Below are 21552 nucleotides of genomic sequence, written 5' to 3'. Positions count from 1 at the left end.
CAGGGAAAAACCCCTGACGTGGTTGACAGGACCCAGGCGACAGGGTATTTGCTGCCCACCCTAAAGAGCGCGCCCTGAGCGCGCTTTTGATTGTTAAAGACATTGGGCGAATGTGACATTCCCCCTCAAACATCGCGGATCAGAAAAATGAAGATCAAGAATTCGCTCAAGTCGCTCAAGGCGCGTCACCGTGACAACCGTCTGGTCCGCCGCAAGGGCCGCATTTACATCATCAACAAGCTGAACCCGCGCTACAAGGCTCGTCAGGGCTGATTTTGCGTGGCGCCTGGCCCCATGGCCAGGTCGACCGTTCGGTCGCATGAGATGATCACATCAAAATTGTTTTGATCTTCGACACTGGCGGGTTACTATGCCCGCCATGCACATTTTTGCTTTGTCACGTCTGGCCCTACCGATTCTCTTTGCTTTGACCGTTGTCGGGCCGCATGTCGCCGTGGCGGATGATTCGAGCATCGTCGAGAAGAAAGATCTGAACGCCTCGTCCGGCAGCCTGTCGCCGAAGCAGCAGATCGACAATCTTTTCACAGCTTTGAAGCGCCAACGCGATCCTGAGCAGGCGAGCCTCATCGCCGACCAGATCCGCATGGAATGGAACGATTCCGGCAGCGCGACGATCAATCTCCTGATGCAATGGGCCGACAAGGCCATCCAGGAGAAGCGTAATGCGGCTGCTATGGATTTTCTTGATCAGGTGATCGCGCTGAAGCCCGACTATGCCGAGGGATGGAATCGCCGCGCCACGCTGAACTACGCCATCGGCGACTATCGCAAGTCGATGGAGGACATCAATCAGGTCCTTCGGATAGAGCCGCGCCACTTCGGCGCCCTCGCCGGCATGGCCGCAATCCTGAGCGAAGCCGGGAACGACGAGCTGACATTGAAGGCCTGGGAACGCTTCCTTGAAATCTATCCGGCCAATCGTGCGGCTCAGGAGCAGGTCAATAGCCTCTCCGAAAAAATCGCCGGAAGCCGAACGTGAGGTTTGTCAACAGCGGGCAAGCCAACGACGAACGAAAGATCATGAAAGTCGGATAGGCTGATAGTCCCCAATATCTGCTTCATACCGCAATGATCGATGTCCTGCTTCTCGCCGTTGTTCTCCTTCTTGCCGTCGGTGCCGGCTTTTCGGCCTACAAGGCGCGCGCCATAGAGCAGGCCTATCCCAATATAGGCGAGCTGACCGATATCGGCGGTTTGCGCATGAACGCCCTGCATCTTCCGCGCCCGGCCACCGCCGACCTGCCGCCGCTGATCTTCATCCACGGTGCAAGCGGCAATCTGCGCGACCAGTTCGAAGCCTTTGCCGACCCACTCGCTGGCCGGGCGGAAATGCTGTTCGTCGATCGGCCCGGTCACGGCTATTCCGAACGTGGCGGCGCAGAGAACGCCCTACCCTCGGGTCAAGCCGACGCAATCGCCAGATTGATGGAGAAACGTGGCATCGAAAGCGCCATTATTGTCGGCCATTCCTTCGGCGGAGCCATCGCCGCAGCCTTCGGCATGCGCCATCCCGACAAGACGATCGGCCTCCTCTTCCTCGCACCGGCTACTCATCCGTGGCCGGGAGGCATCGACTGGTATTACACGCTTGCCGCCATGCCAGTCTTCGGCTGGCTCTTCACCCATCTGTTGGTAATGCCGATCGGCCTGCGCCGCGTCGAAAGTGGCACGCTCGGCGTCTTCAGCCCCAACGAGCGGCCCGCCGATTATATCGAAAAAACAGCACCGGAATTGGTGCTGCGGCCAAGAACCTTTCGCAACAATGCGGCCGACGTCGCCAATCTCTTCGCCTATGTTTCGGCGCAAGCGCCGCGCTACCGCGAGATCACCGCGCCAACTGTCATCATCACCGGCGACAGCGATGATATCGTGATGGAGGAGCTGCATTCGCGCGGACTGGCGCGCGACATCGTCGGCGCCGAACTCGTCACGATTCGCCATATCGGCCACAAGCCGGACTATGCGGCGACCGATGTCGTTATCGCCGCGATGGAACACCTCGCCGGCCAGTCACGCGATCTCCAGGCCCTCGCTCAAGAGGCGGAAGCCCGCCTCGCCAGCCATAAGGCCTCGCTGTCGACCGCGGCTGCCCCCTCGCCTCAAGCGGTCACGGGTTCATAATCTGGTGCATCGGCAAGCACCCGCCCCTGCGGCGTGGCGTCAACCGTCTGTCGCACGGCTTGCAGCATGATCGAGGCCAACCGCTCTGTCGCGGGATTTGCCTCCGCTCCGGCGCGATGCAGCACGAGGTCGAGCTTCGGCAGCGGTGGGAGGCCTGCTTCGCCCAGCGTCAACAGGCGCACCTTATCCGGCAAACCAAGCGGTGTGCGCACGGTCAATCCCAACCCCGCCGCCGTCGCAGCCCAGAGCCCGCCAAGGCTGGGACTGACGAAGGAGATGCGCCAGCCGATGTCGGCGTGATCGAGCACCTTGGTCGCGATGGTGCGCAACAGGCAAGGCGCTTCCAAAGACGCAAGCGCCAGCGGCTCTCCGCCGTCGGCATGCCAATGAATAGCGCCATGCGCCGGCCCGACCCAGCACATCGGCACTTCGGCGATCCGATCGGTATGGGCAGTGCGAAACCCGTCGCTCCAGGCGAGCGCCAAATCGAGCTTGCCGGAGGTCACGCGCTCGATCAGTTCGGCATTGCGAACCACGCGCGCCTCAATGCGCACCTTCGGATGCGCGCGGGCAAAGCGGCCGAGCACCTCCGGCAACAGCGTCTCGCCGAAGTCCTCCTGCAAACCGAGCCGCACCCAACCTTCCAGATCGGCCCCCTGGATCGCAGTCGCCGCTTCGTCGTTGAGATCCAGCATTCGCCGCGCATAGGCAAGCATGGTCTCGCCCGCCTCCGTCAGCGCCAACCCGCGTCCGGCCTTGCGGAAAATCGGCGCGCCGGCCTGCACTTCCAGCTTCTTGAGCTGCGCGCTGATCGCGGACGTCGAACGGCCGAGCCGGTCCGCGGCCTTGGCGAAACTACCAAGCTCCATGCCCGTCACGAAGCTGCGCAGGACATCGAGATCGAAAATAACTTTCCGCATGGTCAACGATCCGTATTTTTGGGACTATCGATGCAATATTATCTGATTTTCCGAACGATTATCCCGTGGCATGATCAGACCGTCAAGTGGACAGATGATAGGAGTTTCCCGTGCCGTTCACGCGCATTTCCCTTCTTCGCGGCAAGTCGCCCGATTATCTGCAGAGGCTTTCGGATAATTTCCATCGCGCAATGGTGGAGACATTCGAGGTACCACCCACCGATCGCTTTCAGGAGATCCATCAGTTGGAACCCGGCGAGCTGATCTTTGACCGCACCTATTTCGGCGGTCCGCGCTCGGACGATTACGTCTTCTTCCAGATCACCATCGGCAAGCCGCGCTCCATCGAAGTCAAGAAGGCCTTCTATCGCCGTCTCGTCGCGTTGCTTGCGGATGAGTCGGGCGTGCGGCCCGAGGATGTCATGGTCAACATCGTCACGACGACGCGTGAGGACTGGTCCTTCGCAAGCGGCATCGCACAGATGATCGAACAGGCCTGACGACGATGAACCAGACAAGCGTTCGACAGCCGCTTGCGATCCACCGCGCCGGCACCACCACCCAGCGTTCGCCCGACGGTATCGCCAGCGCCCCTTCTGGGTGGAAATGCTGGTTGAAAGCAGTGAAGAAGGCAGCCTTAGCGCCATGCGCTGCACGCTGGAACCCGGCACCATGACCCGTTGGCACACGCATCCGCACGGCCAGATCCTCTACGTCCTGTCGGGCGTCGGTCTTGCCCAACGGGACGACAAACCAGCCGAGGAACTGCGCGCCGGCGACTGCATTACCTTTGGGCCCGGCGAGCGTCATCGGCATGGCGCTGCGCCGGGCAGCATCTTCGCCTATATCAGCATCCAGCCCGTACAGAACGGCACGGCCGTGAACTGGCTGGAGGATTGACCCATGATCGCCATCCAATACAGCTTCACCCTGCCTGCAGACTATGACATGGCGATCATCGACCGCCGCATCCGCGATAAAGGGCCTATGCTGGACAATTTTCCTGGCCTGAAATTCAAGGCCTATCTCATGGCCCGGAAAGACGATGGAGCGACGGAAAGCCGCGAAAATCTCTATGCACCCTTCTATGTCTGGGAGAAGGACGAGGGCTTGAGCAATTTCATCTGCGGCCCCGGTTTTGTCGGGCTGACGGATAGCTTCGGTTGGCCGCAAGTGAGGACATGGATCGTGTGGCGCGCCGATGTCTCGCCGGACATCCGCGATGCCCGGTTCGCAACCCGCGAGATCGTCCGGACGGAGCCCTATGCGCCGCTTGCCGAGATTCGCCAGCGTGAAAGCGATGAAGCCGTTGGCGAAGTCGCACGCGGCGAAGCACTCGCCTCCGTCACCGCCTTCGAACCGACGAGCTGGACGCGCGTGCGTTTCCGTCTGCTTGCCGATCTGCCGAAAAGCATGTTGCGTTCCGGCGTTCAGACCTACGATGTCGGTCACCTTTCCTTGCCGGATGTCGGTTGAAGTGTCACCGGGACAAAGTCGTTGTTTTAAAGACACTCGCGGCGTTTTATGGATGAACAGCTTTCCGCAGCAGAAGAGTGTTCCCTCCATGGTCGATATTTCAATGATAGAAGCCGCCCGTGCTCGCCTCGGCGGTCGCGCCCGGCGCACGCCCCTTCTCTCCTCCCCCTTCCTCGATGAGATCGCCGGGCGGCGGCTGTTCGTGAAGGCGGAATGCCTGCAGCATTCCGGCTCCTTCAAATTCCGCGGCGGCTGGTCGGCGGTGTCAGCGCTGGAACCTTCCGTGCGCGCCAAGGGCGTCATCGCCTTTTCCTCCGGCAATCATGCCCAGGGCGTGGCGCTCGCCGCGCAACTGCACGGCGTCCCCGCCGTCATCGTCATGCCAACGGATGCGCCGAAATTGAAGATCGCCAACACGCGTGCCTTCGGCGCCGAAGTGGTGCTTTACGATCGCATCAAGGAGGATCGCGACGAGATCGGTGCGCGGCTCTCCAAGGAGCGCGGGCTGACGCTGATCAGGCCCTTCGATGAACCGCTGGTCATCGCCGGCCAAGGAACGGCCGGGCTGGAAATCGCCGAACAGGCGGCTGAAGAGGGTATCGATACCGCGACCATACTCGTCCCCTGCGGCGGCGGCGGCCTGACATCCGGCATCGCGCTGGCGCTTGAGGCTCGCGCCCCCCGCCTTAAGGTCCGCCCCTGCGAACCCAAGGATTTTGACGACACGACACGCTCGCTCGCCTCCGGCAAGATCGAACGCAATGCCGCCCTTCAGGGCTCGATCTGCGACGCCATCATCACCCCGCAGCCCGGCAACATCACCTTTCCTATCCTGAAGCGTCTCTGCGGCCCCGGTCTGGTCGTAACCGATGAAGAAGCGCTTGACGCGATGGCGCTCGCTTTCACTCGCCTCAAGATCGTCGTCGAGCCGGGTGGCGCCGTAGCGCTGGCGGCAGCCCTCTTTCATGGCGGGGAGATTGACGGCGACACGGTCATCGCGGTCACATCTGGTGGCAATGTCGATACCGACGTCTTCGAGACGGCGCTGCGCCGCCACTGACCGTCAATTCGCCGCGCGGCGATAAAGCGCGAGCGAACCCGCCAGAGCCAGGAGCGCGCCGCCGCAGGCGCGTTCGAGCAACGTCGTACCTTCTGTTTTGAGGAAGCGGACGGCTTGCGAGCCGAAAACTGCGTAACCAAACATGATCGCGAAATCGAGCGAGGCGAAGACCAGCGCGAGGATGGCATATTGTGGCATCTGCGGCGCGGACGGATCGATGAACTGCGGCAGGAAAGCCGAGAAGAACAGGTAACCTTTGGGATTGGTCACCGCGACCATGAAGCTCTTCATCCAAATAGAAAGCACCGTGCCCTTCGCATGTTCAGCATTGGCCTTGAGCATGCCGTCGATCGTCCCCTTCGAGCGCAGCATCATGATGCCGAGGAAGGCGAGATAGGCGGCACCCATCCATTTCAGCATCGAGAACCAGAATTCCGAGGCCGCCAGCAATGCACCGAGGCCGATGGCGACCGAGCCGATCAGCACGAAGTCCGACAGCACGGCACCGACCATGCCGGCCAAGGCGCCGCGTACGCCGAAACGCGAACCATTGGTCAACGCCAACAGCACGGTCGGTCCTGGCGTCGCGATGCCAATGAAAGAAACGGCGATGAAGGCAAAGAGTGCCGCAGCGTGCATGATCCCCTCCTCGAGTAGCGATCGAAAACTTGCACGGACCGCGCTGGTTGGCAAGCGGATCGGATGCCCCTGAGGAAAGCCCGTGCCGTCGGCATTCCCGGCATCGGATCAATCGAGTGAGCTCGGAGCTTAACGCTGTTGCAGCGCCAGGCGCGCGCCAAGTCCGATATAAATCACCCCGACAACCTTGCCTTGCCAGCGCCCGACAGTGCCGTGGCGGCCGATCAGTCGCGCGAAAGCCGTGCCGCCCAGCGCGATCAGGCTGGTATAGGCCGCACTCATGCCCGCGAATACCAGGCCGAGAACCGCAAGCTGCGCGATCGCTGAACCATTCTCCGGACGAACGAACTGTGGGAGAAAGGCGAGAAAAAAGAGCGCGGTCTTCGGATTGAGCATTTCCGTCAGGATCGCCTGTCGGAAAGCGCGCGAGGCCGTTATGACGCCGTTGCGTGGGATGGACAGCGAGCCGCTCGTTTCGAAGAAGGCGCGGATGCCGAGATAAACGAGATATGCGACACCCGCATATTTGACGATTTCAAATGCAAGAGCCGAGGTCATCAAGATGGCCGACAGACCGAAGGTCGCCATGGCCCCGTGAACCAGATCCCCCGTCGCAATGCCAAGTCCGGTCGCAATGCCGACGCCGCGGCCGCCCGTCGTTGCCCGGCTGAGAACCATCAATACGGCAGGACCGGGGATGAGAAACAGCCCGAGAACCACCGCCACATAGGTGATCAGCGTGTGAAAATCGATCATTCAATCCTCCGGGGCAACAAATGTCCGGGCATGCTGAGCGCCAACCCATGATTTCCGCCACAGACTAAGCCTTAGATCGATTGCCGGCGCAAGGGCCACGCGAACCGAAAGCCCGCATGGCATTTTGCTTGGGCAATCAGCCGAAACCCGATGCTATTCGCGATCCAGACCGGCATCCTTTGCCGCGAGCGCTCCGACTGCCGACCAGTCAAGATCTTCGCCGCCGTGAGCCAGCAAGGTCAAGAAGCGGTCGCGCAGCAGGCTTGCAAGCGGCAGCGGCACGTTCAGCGCCTCCCCGGCGGCAAGTGCAAGGCGGATATCCTTTTGACCAAGCGGCGCGGCAAAGCCGGCCGGCTCGAATTTGCGGTCGGCGATCAGGCCGCCATAGGTCTTGTAGACCGGTGCGTTGAACAGCGTCGATGTCAAAAGGTCGAGATATTGATGCCGGTCGACACCACCTTTTTCCACTAATGCCATGGCTTCGCCGAGCGACTCAATCACCGAGGCGATCAGGAAATTACCGCTGAGCTTGACGAGATTGGCGGCCTTCGGTTCGTCACCGAGAACGAAAGTGCGCTGTCCGATCGCTTCGAACAGCGGCGTCGCGGCTTCGATGGCGCCAGGCTCGCCCGCAGCGGCGACAAAGAGCTTGGCCGCAGCAGCCGCTTCCGGACGGCCGAAGACCGGGGCTGCGACGAAACGCTGACCGGCCGCCGCATGCTCTTTCGTCAGTCGTTCCGAGAGGGCGACACTGATCGTGCTCGATGAAATATGAATCGCGCCTTTACGGAGACTCGCCAGCACACCGCCTTCACCATGAACGAGAGCCGACAGCGCATCGTCATTGGCAAGCATGGTGAATACCGCTTCGCCGCGGCAGGCTTCTGCGACCGTTGCGGCGATCTTAGCGCCCCCGCCGACGAGCGCTTCCGCCTTGTCGCGCGAGCGATTGTAAACCGTGACATCGTGCCCGGCCTTCAACAGGTTCGCCGCCATGGCGCTGCCCATCTGGCCCAATCCGATAAATCCGATCTTCATTGGAAATTCTCCATTCGTGAATGATTTCATTGAAGCGTAGAGCATCGTCCAAAAATGGGTGAGCCGGCTTTCGGGCGAGATTATGCCGAAGAACACCTGGGCAGATTACTCCCTGATGTCAGCGCATCTTTTCGCCTTCGCTAGACAATCAATAGTATAGTACCCGTACCAAGCAGCACCAGCGTCCATACGAGATCCATATTGATCCAGGCGCTCCGCAATATCTCGAGACCGACCCAGCGATAGACCGCCAGCGCAATGAGACTAGTGACCGCCAACATTGCAAGGGTGTGAACGCCGACCGCTTCGATCGTGATGGCCGCCGTCGTATCTCCGCCGATGTCGTGCAATGGCGACCCTGCAAGGCAGAGCGGCATCAAAGCTGGCAGGAGCATGAGCCCGGCACCATGGGCTGTCGCCATCAAGAACGACCAGAGCACGAGGCCGGCAAGCCCGGTACGCATGCCAATGCAAACGCGATGCCGATGTCCGAAGAAATAATGCCAGAAAGCCCAAGCGACGAGGCCCGCTCCCGTGGCCGTGCGCACGGCACCCTGATCCACGAAAAGACCGATCGCGACTACGGCTCCCGCCACCAGCGCGATGGATGCAGCGTGTCCAAGTGCGATGGCCGGCACTGCCTGAATGACCGCAGCAGAACTCTGCCGATGAACGCCAAGCGCCACGGCGAACAGCCACCCCATCGCCGGGTTGAGACCATGAAAGGCTCCCAGTCCCGCCAGCAGTATCCAAGGCCAGAGTTCGTTCATTGGCGCCTCATTCGGCAGACCTTCGCTCACGGATAACAATAGGAATCCGACGAGCAATCTCCGCCCTGCAAGCGGACCTGGTGCGGACGATGCGACTTTGGCCACTCGACGAAGAATTTCTCGTCGAAGGCAATGCCGCCGTCAGCACCCGCGTCAAGCTTCACCATCCAGCCGGAAACGCCATCAGGATAGAACTGCTCGTCGATCGCGCCATAAAGCGAGTTGGTGAAATAGACGCGGCGGCCGTCGCGGCTGATCTCGACCATCTGCGGGCCGCCATTCAGCGCGCCGTTCTTCGCTCCCGGATGCGAGGCGCGTGAAACGATGCCTCCGATCCGCACCTTGCCTGTCAGCTTCGGCTTGAACGGATCGGACACATCATATTGATGCAAGTCTCCGGTTCCCCAACAGGCGATGTAGAGAAATCTGTCATCCATCGACAGGTCGATATCGGTGACGAGCGGCGGCACGGCGCTGAAACCCTTGAGTATCGGCGGCAACAGCTCCGGATCAGCCGGCTCCGCCGGAATGTCGATCACCTTCGTCACCACCCATTTCTCACCGTCGCGATGCCAGACCCAGATTGACGAGGACAGGTCCTCGAGGCTGAGAACGCAGTTGACGAAACCATAGGCCTTGGTCGGGTTGTGCGCGGGTCTGAGTTCGAACACGAGCTGATACTTCTCACCGAGATCGATCATCTGCAAATGCTTGCGTTTGTGCAGATCCCAAAAATGCAGACGGTGGCCGTATTTCGAGCCGAGCAGGACCTCCGGGATCAGGCCGTTTTCGAAGGTATCCGGCGTGCCCCATTCGCTGGTGACGAGTGTGTCGTGACCAAGGTGCCACCAGACGTCATAGGAAAGCTCTTGCGGTCCGCGATCCATTTCCCATTGGCCGCGCACCTCGAATGTCTGGTGATCCATGAGGAACACGCCGCCCGGCGCTTTCCCCTCGGCATTGCCAAGTGCGGCGATATAGATCCCTTCTGGCCCACAGTGAATGGTATGGGGCCTCGTGTATCCCGCTCGCTCGGCGACTTCACCGGGCTCGATGACCTTGACGATCGTTGGCTTCCGGCCATCAGGCTTGGTGTCGATGATATGGATGCGCGAGGATTTCAATCCCGGCACGACCAGATAGCGGCGCTCCGCATGCGGATGCGGCGCATTCGGGCAAAGGCAGGATGAGCAGGCGTTCCAGCCGAAATGATGCAGCTCGTCCCCGACATTGGGCATCGCAACGGACGTAACGATCTGACCGTAAGAGGTCGATTTGGGATCGACATCGATGACCGCGAGCTCGTCTGGAACCGCTCGCGTCGGATCGAAGGCTGCGACATAGGCGAGCGTCTCCGGCGCGGCCTTCATGGCCATTCGCGGCGACGGATAAAAGCTTGGATCGGGTTTCCACGTTTCCATGTGAAGGGCTCCTGGCTCGCGTTTGCTAAACAATGAAGAAAGTTCACTGGATGCATGCCGACAACAGCCCCCTCGCTGCGGAGGGGCAGGATCAAATGCTTCAATGGGATATCGATTCGAGACTGTCCTCGCCCCCCAAATGGGCCGCAGAGGCAACGTTCCCCAGGGGCGATTATCTCAGATAAAGGCGGGTTTGGGCAGTCTTTTTCGCCGCCACGCTCATCACGGTCGCGGGGCTGTCTCTTCACGGCGGGGCTGATGCGGTGAACGGTTGCTACCTGATAGCGCAAATGCCCGCCGCCTGTTTCAGGCAGCGGGCTTGGATACTGACGAGGTTCCCGGCCGTTAAACGCCCGATTGGCCGTCGGAGCCGATGTAAGCGATACGCAGCATGTTGGTGGCACCAGGGGTGCCAAGCGGCACACCGGCCGAGATGATGATGCGGTCGCCCGGCTTGCCGAAGCCTTCCTCCGCGACGATGCGGCAGGCATTGTTGACCATATCGTCGAGGTCGGTGGCGTCATGGGTAACGACGCAATGCATGCCCCAAACAACCGACAGGCGACGAGCCGTCTGGATGATCGGCGACAGCGCCAGCACCGGAACCTGCGGGCGCTCGCGCGAGGCGCGCAGGCCGGTGGTGCCCGATGAGGTGTAGCAGACGATGGCGGCAAGCTTCAGCGTCTCCGCGATCTGGCGGGCAGCCAGAGAGATCGCGTCGGCGCCGGTTGCTTCCGGCTGGGCGCGCTGGGCATAAATGATGCCCGGATAATGGGGTTCGCGCTCGATCGTGCTGGCGATCGAGGCCATCATTGCTACTGCCTCCACCGGATAGTCACCTGAGGCGGATTCGGCCGACAACATGACGGCGTCGGCACCTTCGAACACGGCGGTCGCGACGTCGGAAACTTCGGCGCGGGTCGGAACCGGCGCGGAGATCATCGATTCCAGCATCTGCGTGGCGACGACTACCGGCTTGCCGGAACGGCGGCAGGCGCGGATGAGTTGCTTCTGAATGCCGGGAACGGCTTCCAGCGGCATTTCGACGCCAAGATCGCCGCGGGCGACCATCAGTGCATCGGAAAGCTCGATGATTTCCTCGATGCGCTCAACGGCCTGCGGCTTCTCGATCTTCGACATCAATCCGACGCGGCCGCGCGAGATCTTGCGGACTTCGGACAGATCCTCCGGGCGCTGGATGAAGGAGAGCGCCACCCAGTCGACTTCATTGGTGGCGAGCACCGCGTCGAGATCAACGCGGTCCTTTTCAGTCAGCGCGCCGACACCGAGCAGCGTATCCGGCAGGCTGACACCCTTGCGGTCGGAAATCTTCGTGCCGGAAATGACGGTCGCGACAATGCTCTTGCCGTCGCACTTTTCCGCGCGGAGCGCGAGCTTGCCGTCGTCGATCAGCAGCCGATGACCGGGCTGAACCGATTCCAGGATTTCCGGATGCGGCAGGAATACGCGCGTGTTGTCGCCGGGCGCGTCGTTGTTGTCGAGCGTGAAGGTCTGGCCTGGCTTGAGATCGACCTTGCCTTCGGCAAACTTGCCAACGCGCAGCTTGGGACCCTGCAAGTCGGCGAGAATACCGATCGGACGACCACAGCGGGCTTCGACGGAACGGATACGCTGGATCAGCGTGCGCATCAGATCATGGCTGGCATGGCTCATGTTGATGCGGAACAGATCGGCACCGGCCTCATGCAGCTTCTGGATCATCTCCTCTTCGGAGGAAGCTGGGCCGAGCGTCGCTAGGATTTTGACTTTTCGGTTGCGTTTCATCAATTCTGGCTCTCTTGGCTGCCCGGGGTATCGGAGAGCTGAACCATCCAACTCGCCTGACGCCCTGTGTCGTATTCCTTGAATCCCATTTTCTGGTAACCGCGCGCGTAGCAATCCTTGACGCCCGGGATCTTGAATTCATTTTCCGCTACGCACATTTCGACATCGCCAGTCCAGCGGCCGCCGCGAGCTGCGTCTTCTGCGTAGAGGTAATAATAGCGGGATTGGAGCGGCCCTTCGATCAAAGTAGCGCAGGTCGTGGCCGGAACTTGCCACCATCCCTCGGTCACCCAGCCTTCCTTCGCACGATAACCGATCGCCACCCCCACAAGATTCTGCGTACCGTTGCAGACGCGGAAATCGGCATGAGCTGCATTTGGCATGAGGAAAAACGGCGCGGCGGCGGCAAGGATGAAAAATGCGAATCGGGCAAGCGGCCCCGACCGCGTAACGAAACTTGGCGCGACTTGGCTGAACACGGCTTCCAATGGGCTCCCGGTTATTCGTTGTTGTGTCTTCTTGCGCTGCCATCCATGGAATGTCAACGCAACTCTAATCGATTATATTTCCTTCACGGGATGGTGACGGTACCAAGCGGTCCGTTCCTTGCCCATTCAATAGGCCGAGCCTTGCACCTTCTGCCCGCGCATGCAATCAAACAACGGGCTGAAAATGCGATATTCGACAATCCACATGAATGACTTCAAATCTTACGAAATCATATCCGGCAATCGTGACAAAGGCATGGTCATCCTCGGCGATCACGCGATGCGGCACCTCCCCGAACGCTATCAACGGCTTGGCCTGCCGGAAACCGCCTTTTCGCGGCATATCGCCTATGACATTGGCATCGAAGGTCTTTGCCGCAAGCTTTCGGCGCGGCTCGGCGTGCCCGCCGTGCTCGGCGGCTTTTCGCGTCTGCTGATCGATCCGAACCGCGGCGAAGACGACCCCACGCTGATCATGAAGATTTCCGACGGGGCGATTATCCCGGGCAATCATCCGATCACCGAGGAAGAGTGGAATTATCGCATCGAAGCTTTCCACCGGCCCTATCACCGCGCCGTGGATGAGACGATTGCGTCGGTCGCGGAGGCCACAAAGACGGCGCCGCTGGTGCTGTCGCTGCATTCCTTCACACCGGCCTGGAAGGGTGTCCCGCGCCCCTGGCACGCGAGCGTGCTCTGGGACAGCGACGAGCGCGCCGTCCTGCCGCTTCTTGCAAAGCTCCGCGCCGACACCAATTTCGTTATAGGCGACAATGAGCCCTATGACGGGGCGCTGAGGAACGACACCATGTATCGCCATTGCATGGTCAAAGGCATCGCGCATGCGCTGCTGGAAGTCCGCCAGGATTTGATCGGCGATGAGGCGGGCATCAGCGAATGGGCCGATCGGCTGGCACCGATCTTTTCAGCGATGAACGACGATCCGGCGCTGCATGAATACAAGTACTACCCGTCGCGCACCGGACCCTATGACGAGGCGTGACGCTAAGGCGTGACGCGGTTTGGACAAGATCCTGGCGGCTAAGCGGCTTGAGGAAAAAGAGATGACCGAACTCACTAAAAAACAGCAGACCGAACTGGAAGCGGCCGCCTTCCGGCGCCTTGTTGCCCATCTGCGCGAACGCAGCGACGTGCAGAACATCGACTTGATGAACCTCGCCGGTTTCTGCCGCAACTGTCTGTCCAACTGGTATCGCGAGGCCGCCGAAGAAGCCGGGCTGCCGATAACCAAGGACGAATCGCGCGAAATGGTCTACGGCATGCCCTATGAGGACTGGAAAAATCTGCATCAAACGGAAGCTTCCGCTGTGCAAAAAGCCGCTTTTGAGCTGAACAAGCCGAAAGAATAGGGCCACTTCCATCGAGATGGCTTGACCTTGCGCTCCTTTCGCGGCAGGTCAACGGCCCATCGAATTCAAAATCCCACGCAATCAGGAGACAATGATGTCAGATGCTCATGGCGTCGCCCGCGATCAGCTTCGCGCTTTTGTCGAGCGCATCGAACGGCTGGAAGAAGAGAAGAAGACTATTGCCGACGACATCAAGGATGTCTACGGCGAAGCCAAGGGCATGGGCTTCGATACCAAGATCCTGAAAAAAGTCATCGCGTTGCGTAAGAAGGACGATCAGGAGCGGATGGAGGAAGACCTCATTCTCGACACCTATCTCCACGCCCTCGGCATGATCGAAGCACCGCCGGAAGCGTAAGCTTCGTCGAAGGCTGAACCCGTCAAAGCCTAAGCTTCGGGCACCTGAAATAGAAAAACCGCCGGTTCGCTTCCCAGCCACTTACTTAAATGTGGAATCATTGGACCATCTTCAGCAATACCCCTTGTAACGCCGGTTTCGGGGGTATTGCTTACGTCGGAGATTTTTTCGGAAGACCCAAAGCGACCTCGATGGCTCTCCCCTTCCAGTGAGTGAACGTCACTTTTGCAAGAACCCGCATTGCCCGAACTTCGGCGTCGCCGCAGATGTGGAAGATCAATGGGGTAGCTTGACTGGAAGCCAGCAAACCCCCTGCCGGGTGGACTGGATGCTCGACGGATACCTCACTCTTCTGCAAGGCCTGGGTAGAGTGCTGAAGGTTCTGCAAATTTGCTAAAGAAGGCGGCCATGGCAGACCATTTCTGTTAAATGTAGTCTTAAGGTAGCATTATCTCGGTTAAGGAGGCCTTAAGGCAACATGGTGGCCAAAAGTCCACTACTTCTAGCACCACCTTATCCGGTGGAGCAATCGTTGAAAGTTTTGGGGGCAAACCTGCGCACAGCGCGCCTTCGTAGAAACCTAACGGCCGCGGAGGTCGGTGAAAAAATTGGCGTAGACAGGGGTGTGGTTTCAAATGCCGAGAAGGGGAAGCCTTCAACCACAATAGCCGTATACGCAGCACTCCTCTGGGCATACGGACTTACGGAGCAACTTTCCCAAGTTGCCGATCCTGAGTCAGACCAGGAAGGAAAGGCACTCGAAAGGACACGTGCGCCTCGGCGATCACGACAGGAGACTTCACTAGATGACAACTTCTAAAGAGAGTCCAACCGACTGCTTTGTTTATATAACACTTCCAGAAAAGACCACGCCCGTAACTGTTGGGCGCTTCTCCCTAAAGCAAGATCGGCGAGGTACAAGCGTTGGGCAATTTGTCTACGGTCGCAGCTACCGCGACAACCCCGACGCTGTTGAGATTGATCCGGCCGAACTGCAAATCGCCGCTAGAGCCTATGAAACAGCGGCAATGGGGGGGATATTTGGATCGCTGCGTGATGCAGGGCCAGACCACTGGGGGCGCAGACTAATTGAAAAATACGTCGGGAAAGCCCCGCTGAGGGAGATAGACTATCTGCTCTAGTCCCCGGACGACCGAGCGGGAGCGTTGGGATTCGGTTTAAATGTAGAGCCACCCGCTCCGAGCCGTCATTTCAACAAAACCATTGATCTTGCGCAATTACAGGAAATTGCCGACGCAATGGTGCGCGATGGAGTTTTTAGGAGCGGCTATTCGACGGAGTTGAACTTCTTCACTTGAAGGAAGTTCACGGCCGAACCGCTGAAGCGTTCCGGGTCGATCGATGCAGTCTGAACCTTGAAGCCTTCGGTATAGACGGCGGTCGGCTGGGCACGCAGCGTTGGGCTGACAAAGCGCGGAGCCTTGACCGGGCGGTTGACAATCTCGACGCGGGCATTGGCGATCGCCCATTGCGAGATCATCTTTTCAGTCAGCTTCGGCTCGGTTGTCACCGTTGCGCGGCCGGCGTCAGCCACTGCGGCATCCTGCTTGTTCGGACGTCCGCCCTTGGTCGCTATACCAGCCGCAATCGGACGTTCCTGCGGCACCGCCATCTCGAAATTGTCCCTAATACGGCCGCTGCTGACCTTGATCTCGTTGGCCGTCGGTGCAAGTGCTGCCACCTGCATCGGCATCTGCTGACCCGATCTCTTCTGCGGCGAGACCGCAGCGATCGCCCGCACCGCGTCATTGTCGGCAACGGCATTGTCGTTGGCGGGCGCGGGCTGCTTCGGCGGTATTTCATCCTTGGATGTGGCGTTGTTAGCAGCAGCCACAGCGACGGGAACGCCGACATTGGCACCCGTTTGATCGACGCGATGCTGTTCGAGAGCAGCAACGATCGAGGGCGACAATGTGCCCTCGTCCGCCGCATCATCGACGGCATCCGGATCGGCATCGGCCGAAGCCAGGAGGCTTTCGGCGACTTCCGGACGCTCGGCCGGAAGCGGCACGTCGGCAGTCTGATCCTTCGCGTCAGCGTCAGCAGACGCTAGCTCGGCATCGCCCGGCGAACCGCGCTCAAGCAATGCGGGCACGGGAACGTGATAGGCGCGAAGATCGGCAAATTGTTGCTGGTCCTGCTGGCCATTCGGCATGGCTGCGGCCATCGCATCCTGAGCGGCGTTTTGCGGTGGCGACATCAGAGCCGAAGCGACTTCGCTTCCCGCCGGCTGATTGCCGAAGGCTGGACGAACCTGCGGAACAGGCGCGTTTATGCTGGCAACCTGCGTCTGCGGCTGGCTGTCGTCGCCTTCGTCGGCTGCTGCCGGAGCCTGCTCAGTCTTCTTATTGCTGGCAACCATCGTGGTGGTCGGAGCCGCCGTTGCCGGTGCGCCTTCATCCGCATTGTCCTCTTCCTCATCCGCACCGCCGCCGCCAAACAGCCTGGCGAAGAAGCCGCGACGCGAATGCGAAGCGCTGGCGATCTGGATATCGTCGGAGGCCATGCGGCGCTTATAGTCGGCGACCGCCTCCTGATAACCCGGTAACGGCCGTCCGTCGGCCGGAATATGCATGGTCTTGCCATCCGGGAAGAGACGGACGAGATCCTGACGATCCATGCGCGGCCATGCGCGAACGCCGCCAACGTCCATGTGGACAAAGGGCGAGCCGGACGTTGGATAATAGCCGACGCCGCCGACCTGCAACTTCATCCCGATCTCGCGCAGCTTCGTCAGCTTCACGTCGGGAATATAGAAATCCATCGCGTTGCCGAGCATATGCTGGCTCTTCTTCGCGACACCCGTATGAGCCGAACGCGTGCGCAGCATCTCGTTGGTACCGGGCGAACGGAATCCGCAGACCACATAGATGAACTCATGGGAGCCGCTTTCGCGGTAGACCTCCCAAATCAAATCGAACAAACGCGGGTTCATCTTGGTCGGCTGGTTTTTACGCCAGTCGCGCAGGATGCGGTTCAGTTTCTCCAGACCGTCCGGATCGAACTTTCCATTGCGCTTGTAGGTGATGACCGCCTTTTCGCCTGTATGTACGTAATAAATCTTTAGGCTTCGAGTCTCGCCGCCTGCCTGGGATGGGGTGCCAACGAAAACCGGAGTGGAAACAGCCATCGCAAGCAGACCAACGGCTACGACCTTGGCCACCTTACGAAATATCTCAGAGCACGCAGAAAGCCTGCTCAAGCTATTAAGCTTGGTATTCCCAATCAGATTCGGCAATTCGATCCCCGTCCGACAGACAATGTCGCATCGTGTTCCAAATGGCTGTCAATTGCGGTGACACGATGGCAAAAATGCCACACATGGTCGCCACCTTCATACATGGTGAACGATGCACTAACAAGTGCTTTACGACAGGTAACAAAATATGCTTGCCTAAACGTTAAAATACTCTCAGGCTGCATGTTTCTGCGGGTCATCCGGGTCTATCCCATAGTCTTTCAACTTGCGATAGAGGGTAGAACGGCCGATTCCGAGCTTCCTTGCCACTTGACTCATTTGCCCTCGATAGAATTTGAGAGCGAATCGAATGAGCTCTTCCTCAACATCTGCGAGCTTTCTGACGTCGCCGGACGGGTCGGTGCTGGCGATGACATTGTCTGATATAAGAACAGATGATGTTTCGGCGATGGACAGCGGCGTAGTTGTAATCACTTCCGAAGAAATGACACGCATGCCGTGCTCAAATCTTTCAGTTGCGTCCACATCGGCGCCGAAAGTCTTCGAATTATCCACAACTAAAGTCGGATGCTCAGCAGTGAAATAGCCCGGCAGCTGTGCCGCAATCTGCGGGAAATCCGCTTCAATCAATTCCGATCCCTCGGACAGCACGACGGCGCGGAAGATCGCGTTTTCGAGCTGGCGGATATTGCCCGGCCAGTCATAGGCCGTTAGCAGCGCAAGGGCGCCAGGGCTGATCGAAAGCGAATGACCTAGCTTCTGTTCGAGCGCAAATCGGTCGGCGAAGGCGCGGGCAAGATACGGAATATCTTCCTTGCGGCGGCGCAGCGCCGGCATGGTGACCGGGAAGACGTTGAGGCGATAATAGAGGTCTTCACGGAACCGACCGGCCTTCACCTCCTCGATCAAATCCTTGTTGGTGGCCGAGATCAACCGGACATTGACTTTCTGCGCGACGCGCGCGCCGACCGTCTCGATCTCGCCCTGCTGCACGGCGCGCAGGAGCTTGACCTGCACCTCCAGCGGCAGATCGCCGACTTCGTCAAGAAACAGCGTGCCGCCGTCTGCTTCCATGAACTTGCCGACGTGTCGCTCGGCGGCGCCGGTAAAGGCGCCCTTCTCATGGCCGAAGAGAATGCTCTCGACAAGATTGTGCGGAATCGCGCCACAATTCACCGTCACGAACGGCTTTCCGGCCCGGTCGCTGGCGGCCTGGATGGCACGCGCCACCAGTTCCTTGCCGACACCGGATTCCCCTTCCAGCACCACGGGGATGTTCGATTGTGCAGCTCTCTGAGCAAGGTCGACCACGCGCATCATCGCCGGGCTCGCCGAGACGATGTCGTCGAAACTGATCGTGCTCGAGCGCACCCTGCGACCGGCACGAGCTCTTGCTTCGCGCTGATCGAGCTTCAACGCATTGGCGATCGAGGCCGCTATCCGTTCGGGCGATACCGGCTTGACGACGAAATCGAAAGCGCCGGCCCGCATGGCCTGCACCACGGTCTCGATACCGCCCTGCCCCGTCTGCACGATGACGGGCACATCGGTACCCATATCTCGCAGGGCGCCCAGAAACTCGATACCATTCATCTCCGGCATCATGAGATCGAGCACGATCACATTGATCTGCTCGCTGTTGCGCTTCAGAATCTCCAGGCCGAAACGGCCATTCTCTGCCATATGAGCAACGTGTCCGTGCCGCTCGATAGCGTTTTTCAGCAGACGCCGTTGAATCGGATCATCCTCAACAACGAGAATCTGCGCGCCCCCCTTGGCGCTATTAAATACGGTCATTGGTGCCTCACTTCATGCGAAACCTGATGCCGACATTCGCAGAAAGGCTTGAACATGAAGTTTTGCCAAAGCATCGCATTTTAATCATTGCGACGAATGTAACATTGCGTGAGAGTCCGGTTATTCGGCTCCAAGGAAATACGCCTCTTGCCGCAGCCTTTTCAGCCGAATAGACACGGACGGACCGGACTGTCCCGCAATGAAAAGCAGAGGAAATACCGCCCATGAGCCCCACCTCGCTCTATTCATCCCTTAACTTTTCCGCTGGCCCGGCGGCGGCGACCAATGCCGAACTCGGCGACCTGCCCGCCTGGAAGCTCAGCGATCTCTACCCTTCCGCCACATCCACCGCCTTCGTCAGCGACATGGAAAAGGTTGGCAAGGCGGCGATCGTCTTCGAGGAAAAATGGAAGGGCAAGCTCGCCGACGCCGCGACCAAGACCGGTGACGCCGGCATCGGCGCCGCGCTGAAGGAATATGAAGCGTTGGACGATATCATGGGCCGCCTCGGCTCCTTCGCCGGACTGACCTATTTCTCCAATACCAGCGATCCAGCCAATGGCAAGCTTTATGGCGACGTGCAGGCGCGGCTGACCGATTATTCCGCGCATTTGCTGTTCTTCCCGCTGGAACTGAACCGTATCGACGATGCGGTGATGGATGCGTGCATGGCGAACGATCCGGCCGCAGGCCACTACCGTCCCTGGATCATCGATCTGCGCAAGGACAAGCCCTATCAGCTCGACGATAAGCTCGAACAGCTGTTCCTGGAAAAATCCATGACCAGTGCCGCGGCCTTCAATCGCCTGTTCGATGAGACCATGGCGGAACTACGCTTCGACGTCGACGGCGAGAAACTGCCGTTGGAAGTTACCTTGAACATGCTGCAGGAAAAAGATCCGGAGCTGCGCCGCAAGGCGGCAATGGCTCTGGCAGAGACCTTCAGGGCCAATTTGCGCGTCTTCACCCTGATCACCAATACGCTCGCCAAGGATAAGGACATTGCAGACCGCTGGCGCGGCTTCGCGGATATCGCCGACAGCCGGCATCTGGCCAACCGGGTCGAGCGCGAAGTCGTCGACGCATTGGCGGCGGCGGTGCGCGACGCCTATCCGCGCCTCTCGCACCGCTACTACAAGATGAAGGCCAAGTGGCTCGGCATGGAACAGATGAACTTCTGGGACCGCAACGCGCCGCTGCCCGAGACCCCCAACGCGCTGATCCCCTGGACTGAGGCGAAGCAGACGGTTCTCTCCGCTTATGGCAATTTCGCCCCGGAAATGGCTGCAATCGCCAAGCGCTTCTTCGACGAGGAATGGATCGACGCGCCAGTGCGTCCCGGCAAGGCACCGGGCGCCTTCGCGCATCCGACTGTTCCTTCAGCCCACCCTTACGTGCTTGTCAACTATATGGGCAAGCCGCGCGATGTCATGACGCTGGCACACGAACTCGGCCATGGCGTGCACCAGGTGCTTGCCGGCGGCCAGGGCGCGCTGATGTGCCAGACGCCGCTGACCTTGGCGGAAACCGCCTCTGTCTTCGGTGAAATGCTGACTTTCCGCGCCCTGCTCGACAAGACCAAGGACAAGCGCGAGCGCAAGGCGATGCTGGCCCAGAAGGTCGAGGACATGATCAACACGGTCGTCCGCCAGATCGCCTTCTACGAATTCGAGCGCAAGGTTCACACCGCCCGCAAAAACGGCGAGCTGACATCGGATGATATTGGCGAGCTGTGGCTCTCCGTCCAGTCGGAGAGCCTCGGGCCTGCAATCAAGATTTCCGAGGGCTATGAGACCTATTGGTCCTATATCCCCCACTTCATCCACTCGCCTTTCTATGTCTATGCCTATGCTTTCGGCGACTGCCTGGTCAACTCCCTCTACGCCGTCTACCAGAATGCCGAACAGGGCTTTCAGGCCAAATATTTCGAGATGTTGAAGGCCGGCGGCACCAAGCATCACTCCGAACTCTTGAAACCCTTCGGCCTCGATGCCACCGATCCGTCGTTCTGGAGCAAGGGACTGTCGATGATCGAAGGGCTCATCGATGAGCTGGAAGCGCTAGATAAGAACTGAAGTTCCACCTGCTGGCAGGAGCAGCAGCAACGTCTGCCATCGCCGCATCCTTGCGCATGGCCCCTCACCCGACCCCTCCCCGCGCATGCGGGGAGAGGGAGCTGCGGCAGCAGCCTTCACATCATTTGGCGCAAATGGTGCGGCAAATGCCGGATGGGTCCCCCTCGTCTCCACTGGCGAGAGGGCTTGGGTGAGTGGCTAAGCGCCCGGTTGCGGCACACAGGCCGCCGCCTGACA

General features: G+C 59.7%; 22 protein-coding genes and 1 pseudogene. 13 read left to right on the top strand and 10 right to left on the bottom strand.

Features of this window, described 5'->3' with window-relative positions:
• The first annotated feature begins 147 nt into the window (after positions 1–147).
• The 3 genes from ykgO (at position 148) to PY650_RS07755 (ending at position 2142) form a co-directional block, all read left to right on the top strand.
• Positions 148–273, top strand: a complete 126-nt coding sequence (gene ykgO, locus PY650_RS07765; protein ID WP_003582204.1) for a type B 50S ribosomal protein L36 — start codon at positions 148–150, stop codon at positions 271–273.
• Positions 274–370: 97 nt separating this feature from the next.
• Positions 371–1000, top strand: coding sequence for a tetratricopeptide repeat protein (locus PY650_RS07760; protein WP_285878502.1), 630 nt, complete (start codon positions 371–373; stop codon positions 998–1000).
• An 89-nt stretch (positions 1001–1089) separates the two neighbouring features.
• Positions 1090–2142 carry an alpha/beta fold hydrolase gene (locus tag PY650_RS07755; protein WP_285878501.1) on the top strand — a complete coding sequence of 351 codons (1053 nt, stop codon included), beginning with the start codon at positions 1090–1092 and terminating at the stop codon, positions 2140–2142.
• Here the strand turns inward: PY650_RS07755 and PY650_RS07750 are convergent.
• Complete coding sequence (locus PY650_RS07750; protein WP_285878500.1) at positions 2121–3062, bottom strand: LysR substrate-binding domain-containing protein; 942 nt, start codon at positions 3060–3062, stop codon at positions 2121–2123. The two genes, PY650_RS07755 and PY650_RS07750, sit on opposite strands and share 22 nt — an antisense overlap.
• Positions 3063–3172: 110 nt before the next feature.
• Here PY650_RS07750 and PY650_RS07745 point away from each other — a divergent pair, with 110 nt between their 5' ends.
• The 4 genes and pseudogenes from PY650_RS07745 (at position 3173) to PY650_RS07730 (ending at position 5598) form a co-directional block, all read left to right on the top strand.
• The gene (locus PY650_RS07745) at positions 3173–3562 is read left to right on the top strand and encodes a tautomerase family protein (protein WP_285878499.1); all 390 of its coding nucleotides are present in this window, start codon (positions 3173–3175) and stop codon (positions 3560–3562) included.
• A gap of 5 nt (positions 3563–3567) precedes the next feature.
• Positions 3568–3962 (top strand): annotated as a pseudogene (locus tag PY650_RS07740) (cupin domain-containing protein).
• A 3-nt stretch (positions 3963–3965) separates the two neighbouring features.
• A complete protein-coding gene (locus tag PY650_RS07735) occupies positions 3966–4538 on the top strand; it encodes a DUF4865 family protein (RefSeq protein ID WP_285878498.1) in 573 nt (190 codons plus the stop codon).
• A gap of 88 nt (positions 4539–4626) precedes the next feature.
• Positions 4627–5598, top strand: coding sequence for a threonine ammonia-lyase (locus PY650_RS07730; RefSeq protein WP_285878526.1), 972 nt, complete (start codon positions 4627–4629; stop codon positions 5596–5598).
• A gap of 3 nt (positions 5599–5601) precedes the next feature.
• On the opposite strand, the gene PY650_RS07725 is transcribed toward PY650_RS07730, so the two are convergent.
• The 7 genes from PY650_RS07725 to PY650_RS07695 all read right to left on the bottom strand — a co-directional run bounded on the left by PY650_RS07725 (position 5602) and on the right by PY650_RS07695 (position 12495).
• Positions 5602–6237: a LysE family translocator gene (locus PY650_RS07725; RefSeq protein WP_285878497.1), complete on the bottom strand. Its 636-nt coding sequence runs from the start codon at positions 6235–6237 to the stop codon at positions 5602–5604.
• A gap of 129 nt (positions 6238–6366) precedes the next feature.
• Complete coding sequence (locus PY650_RS07720) at positions 6367–6993, bottom strand: LysE family translocator (protein ID WP_285878496.1); 627 nt, start codon at positions 6991–6993, stop codon at positions 6367–6369.
• A 153-nt stretch (positions 6994–7146) separates the two neighbouring features.
• Positions 7147–8031, bottom strand: a complete 885-nt coding sequence (locus PY650_RS07715) for an NAD(P)-dependent oxidoreductase (protein ID WP_285878494.1) — start codon at positions 8029–8031, stop codon at positions 7147–7149.
• Between the two features lie 140 nt (positions 8032–8171).
• Positions 8172–8801 (bottom strand): hypothetical protein, encoded by a 630-nt coding sequence (locus PY650_RS07710; protein WP_285878493.1) that lies wholly within the window; start codon positions 8799–8801, stop codon positions 8172–8174.
• Between the two features lie 26 nt (positions 8802–8827).
• Positions 8828–10222, bottom strand: coding sequence for a selenium-binding family protein (locus PY650_RS07705; protein WP_285878492.1), 1395 nt, complete (start codon positions 10220–10222; stop codon positions 8828–8830).
• Between the two features lie 345 nt (positions 10223–10567).
• Positions 10568–12007, bottom strand: a complete 1440-nt coding sequence (gene pyk, locus PY650_RS07700) for a pyruvate kinase (RefSeq protein WP_285878491.1) — start codon at positions 12005–12007, stop codon at positions 10568–10570.
• Positions 12007–12495: a DUF1036 domain-containing protein gene (locus PY650_RS07695; RefSeq protein ID WP_285878490.1), complete on the bottom strand. Its 489-nt coding sequence runs from the start codon at positions 12493–12495 to the stop codon at positions 12007–12009. The genes pyk and PY650_RS07695 overlap by 1 nt, the downstream gene beginning before the upstream one ends.
• Positions 12496–12700: 205 nt before the next feature.
• Here PY650_RS07695 and PY650_RS07690 point away from each other — a divergent pair, with 205 nt between their 5' ends.
• The 5 genes from PY650_RS07690 (at position 12701) to PY650_RS07670 (ending at position 15365) form a co-directional block, all read left to right on the top strand.
• The gene (locus PY650_RS07690) at positions 12701–13498 is read left to right on the top strand and encodes an N-formylglutamate amidohydrolase (RefSeq protein WP_285878488.1); all 798 of its coding nucleotides are present in this window, start codon (positions 12701–12703) and stop codon (positions 13496–13498) included.
• Positions 13499–13559: 61 nt separating this feature from the next.
• Complete coding sequence (locus tag PY650_RS07685) at positions 13560–13865, top strand: DUF1244 domain-containing protein (protein WP_285878525.1); 306 nt, start codon at positions 13560–13562, stop codon at positions 13863–13865.
• A 94-nt stretch (positions 13866–13959) separates the two neighbouring features.
• On the top strand, positions 13960–14223 hold the full coding sequence (locus PY650_RS07680; RefSeq protein WP_120705364.1) for a DUF2312 domain-containing protein: 264 nt from the start codon (positions 13960–13962) through the stop codon (positions 14221–14223).
• A gap of 478 nt (positions 14224–14701) precedes the next feature.
• On the top strand, positions 14702–15043 hold the full coding sequence (locus tag PY650_RS07675) for a helix-turn-helix transcriptional regulator (RefSeq protein ID WP_285878487.1): 342 nt from the start codon (positions 14702–14704) through the stop codon (positions 15041–15043).
• The gene (locus PY650_RS07670) at positions 15030–15365 is read left to right on the top strand and encodes a hypothetical protein (protein ID WP_285878486.1); all 336 of its coding nucleotides are present in this window, start codon (positions 15030–15032) and stop codon (positions 15363–15365) included. The genes PY650_RS07675 and PY650_RS07670 overlap by 14 nt, the downstream gene beginning before the upstream one ends.
• A 146-nt stretch (positions 15366–15511) precedes the next feature.
• On the opposite strand, the gene PY650_RS07665 is transcribed toward PY650_RS07670, so the two are convergent.
• Positions 15512–17482, bottom strand: coding sequence for a peptidoglycan L,D-endopeptidase MepK (locus PY650_RS07665; RefSeq protein ID WP_285878485.1), 1971 nt, complete (start codon positions 17480–17482; stop codon positions 15512–15514).
• 174 nt (positions 17483–17656) lie between these two features.
• Positions 17657–19240: a sigma-54-dependent transcriptional regulator gene (locus PY650_RS07660; RefSeq protein WP_285878484.1), complete on the bottom strand. Its 1584-nt coding sequence runs from the start codon at positions 19238–19240 to the stop codon at positions 17657–17659.
• A 224-nt stretch (positions 19241–19464) separates the two neighbouring features.
• Between PY650_RS07660 and PY650_RS07655 the strand changes: the two genes are divergently transcribed.
• Positions 19465–21315 (top strand): M3 family oligoendopeptidase, encoded by a 1851-nt coding sequence (locus tag PY650_RS07655; protein ID WP_285878483.1) that lies wholly within the window; start codon positions 19465–19467, stop codon positions 21313–21315.
• Positions 21316–21552 lie beyond the last annotated feature (237 nt).

The organism is Martinezella calliandrae, from assembly GCF_030272695.1.
GTDB lineage: Bacteria > Pseudomonadota > Alphaproteobacteria > Rhizobiales > Rhizobiaceae > Rhizobium > Rhizobium calliandrae.
Note: the sequence above shows the minus strand (reverse complement) of the source record. Positions and strands in the feature narration are given on the sequence as shown.

Coding starts and splice junctions, on each gene's coding strand:
- ykgO (WP_003582204.1), top strand. CDS start 148: ATGAAGATCAAGAATTCGCTCAAGTCGCTCAAGGCGCGTCACCGTGAC.
- PY650_RS07760 (WP_285878502.1), top strand. CDS start 371: ATGCCCGCCATGCACATTTTTGCTTTGTCACGTCTGGCCCTACCGATT.
- PY650_RS07755 (WP_285878501.1), top strand. CDS start 1,090: ATGATCGATGTCCTGCTTCTCGCCGTTGTTCTCCTTCTTGCCGTCGGT.
- PY650_RS07750 (WP_285878500.1), bottom strand. CDS start 3,062: ATGCGGAAAGTTATTTTCGATCTCGATGTCCTGCGCAGCTTCGTGACG.
- PY650_RS07735 (WP_285878498.1), top strand. CDS start 3,966: ATGATCGCCATCCAATACAGCTTCACCCTGCCTGCAGACTATGACATG.
- PY650_RS07730 (WP_285878526.1), top strand. CDS start 4,627: ATGGTCGATATTTCAATGATAGAAGCCGCCCGTGCTCGCCTCGGCGGT.
- PY650_RS07725 (WP_285878497.1), bottom strand. CDS start 6,237: ATGCACGCTGCGGCACTCTTTGCCTTCATCGCCGTTTCTTTCATTGGC.
- PY650_RS07720 (WP_285878496.1), bottom strand. CDS start 6,993: ATGATCGATTTTCACACGCTGATCACCTATGTGGCGGTGGTTCTCGGG.
- PY650_RS07715 (WP_285878494.1), bottom strand. CDS start 8,031: ATGAAGATCGGATTTATCGGATTGGGCCAGATGGGCAGCGCCATGGCG.
- PY650_RS07710 (WP_285878493.1), bottom strand. CDS start 8,801: ATGAACGAACTCTGGCCTTGGATACTGCTGGCGGGACTGGGAGCCTTT.
- PY650_RS07705 (WP_285878492.1), bottom strand. CDS start 10,222: ATGGAAACGTGGAAACCCGATCCAAGCTTTTATCCGTCGCCGCGAATG.
- pyk (WP_285878491.1), bottom strand. CDS start 12,007: ATGAAACGCAACCGAAAAGTCAAAATCCTAGCGACGCTCGGCCCAGCT.
- PY650_RS07690 (WP_285878488.1), top strand. CDS start 12,701: ATGAATGACTTCAAATCTTACGAAATCATATCCGGCAATCGTGACAAA.
- PY650_RS07685 (WP_285878525.1), top strand. CDS start 13,560: ATGACCGAACTCACTAAAAAACAGCAGACCGAACTGGAAGCGGCCGCC.
- PY650_RS07680 (WP_120705364.1), top strand. CDS start 13,960: ATGTCAGATGCTCATGGCGTCGCCCGCGATCAGCTTCGCGCTTTTGTC.
- PY650_RS07675 (WP_285878487.1), top strand. CDS start 14,702: ATGGTGGCCAAAAGTCCACTACTTCTAGCACCACCTTATCCGGTGGAG.
- PY650_RS07670 (WP_285878486.1), top strand. CDS start 15,030: ATGACAACTTCTAAAGAGAGTCCAACCGACTGCTTTGTTTATATAACA.
- PY650_RS07660 (WP_285878484.1), bottom strand. CDS start 19,240: ATGACCGTATTTAATAGCGCCAAGGGGGGCGCGCAGATTCTCGTTGTT.
- PY650_RS07655 (WP_285878483.1), top strand. CDS start 19,465: ATGAGCCCCACCTCGCTCTATTCATCCCTTAACTTTTCCGCTGGCCCG.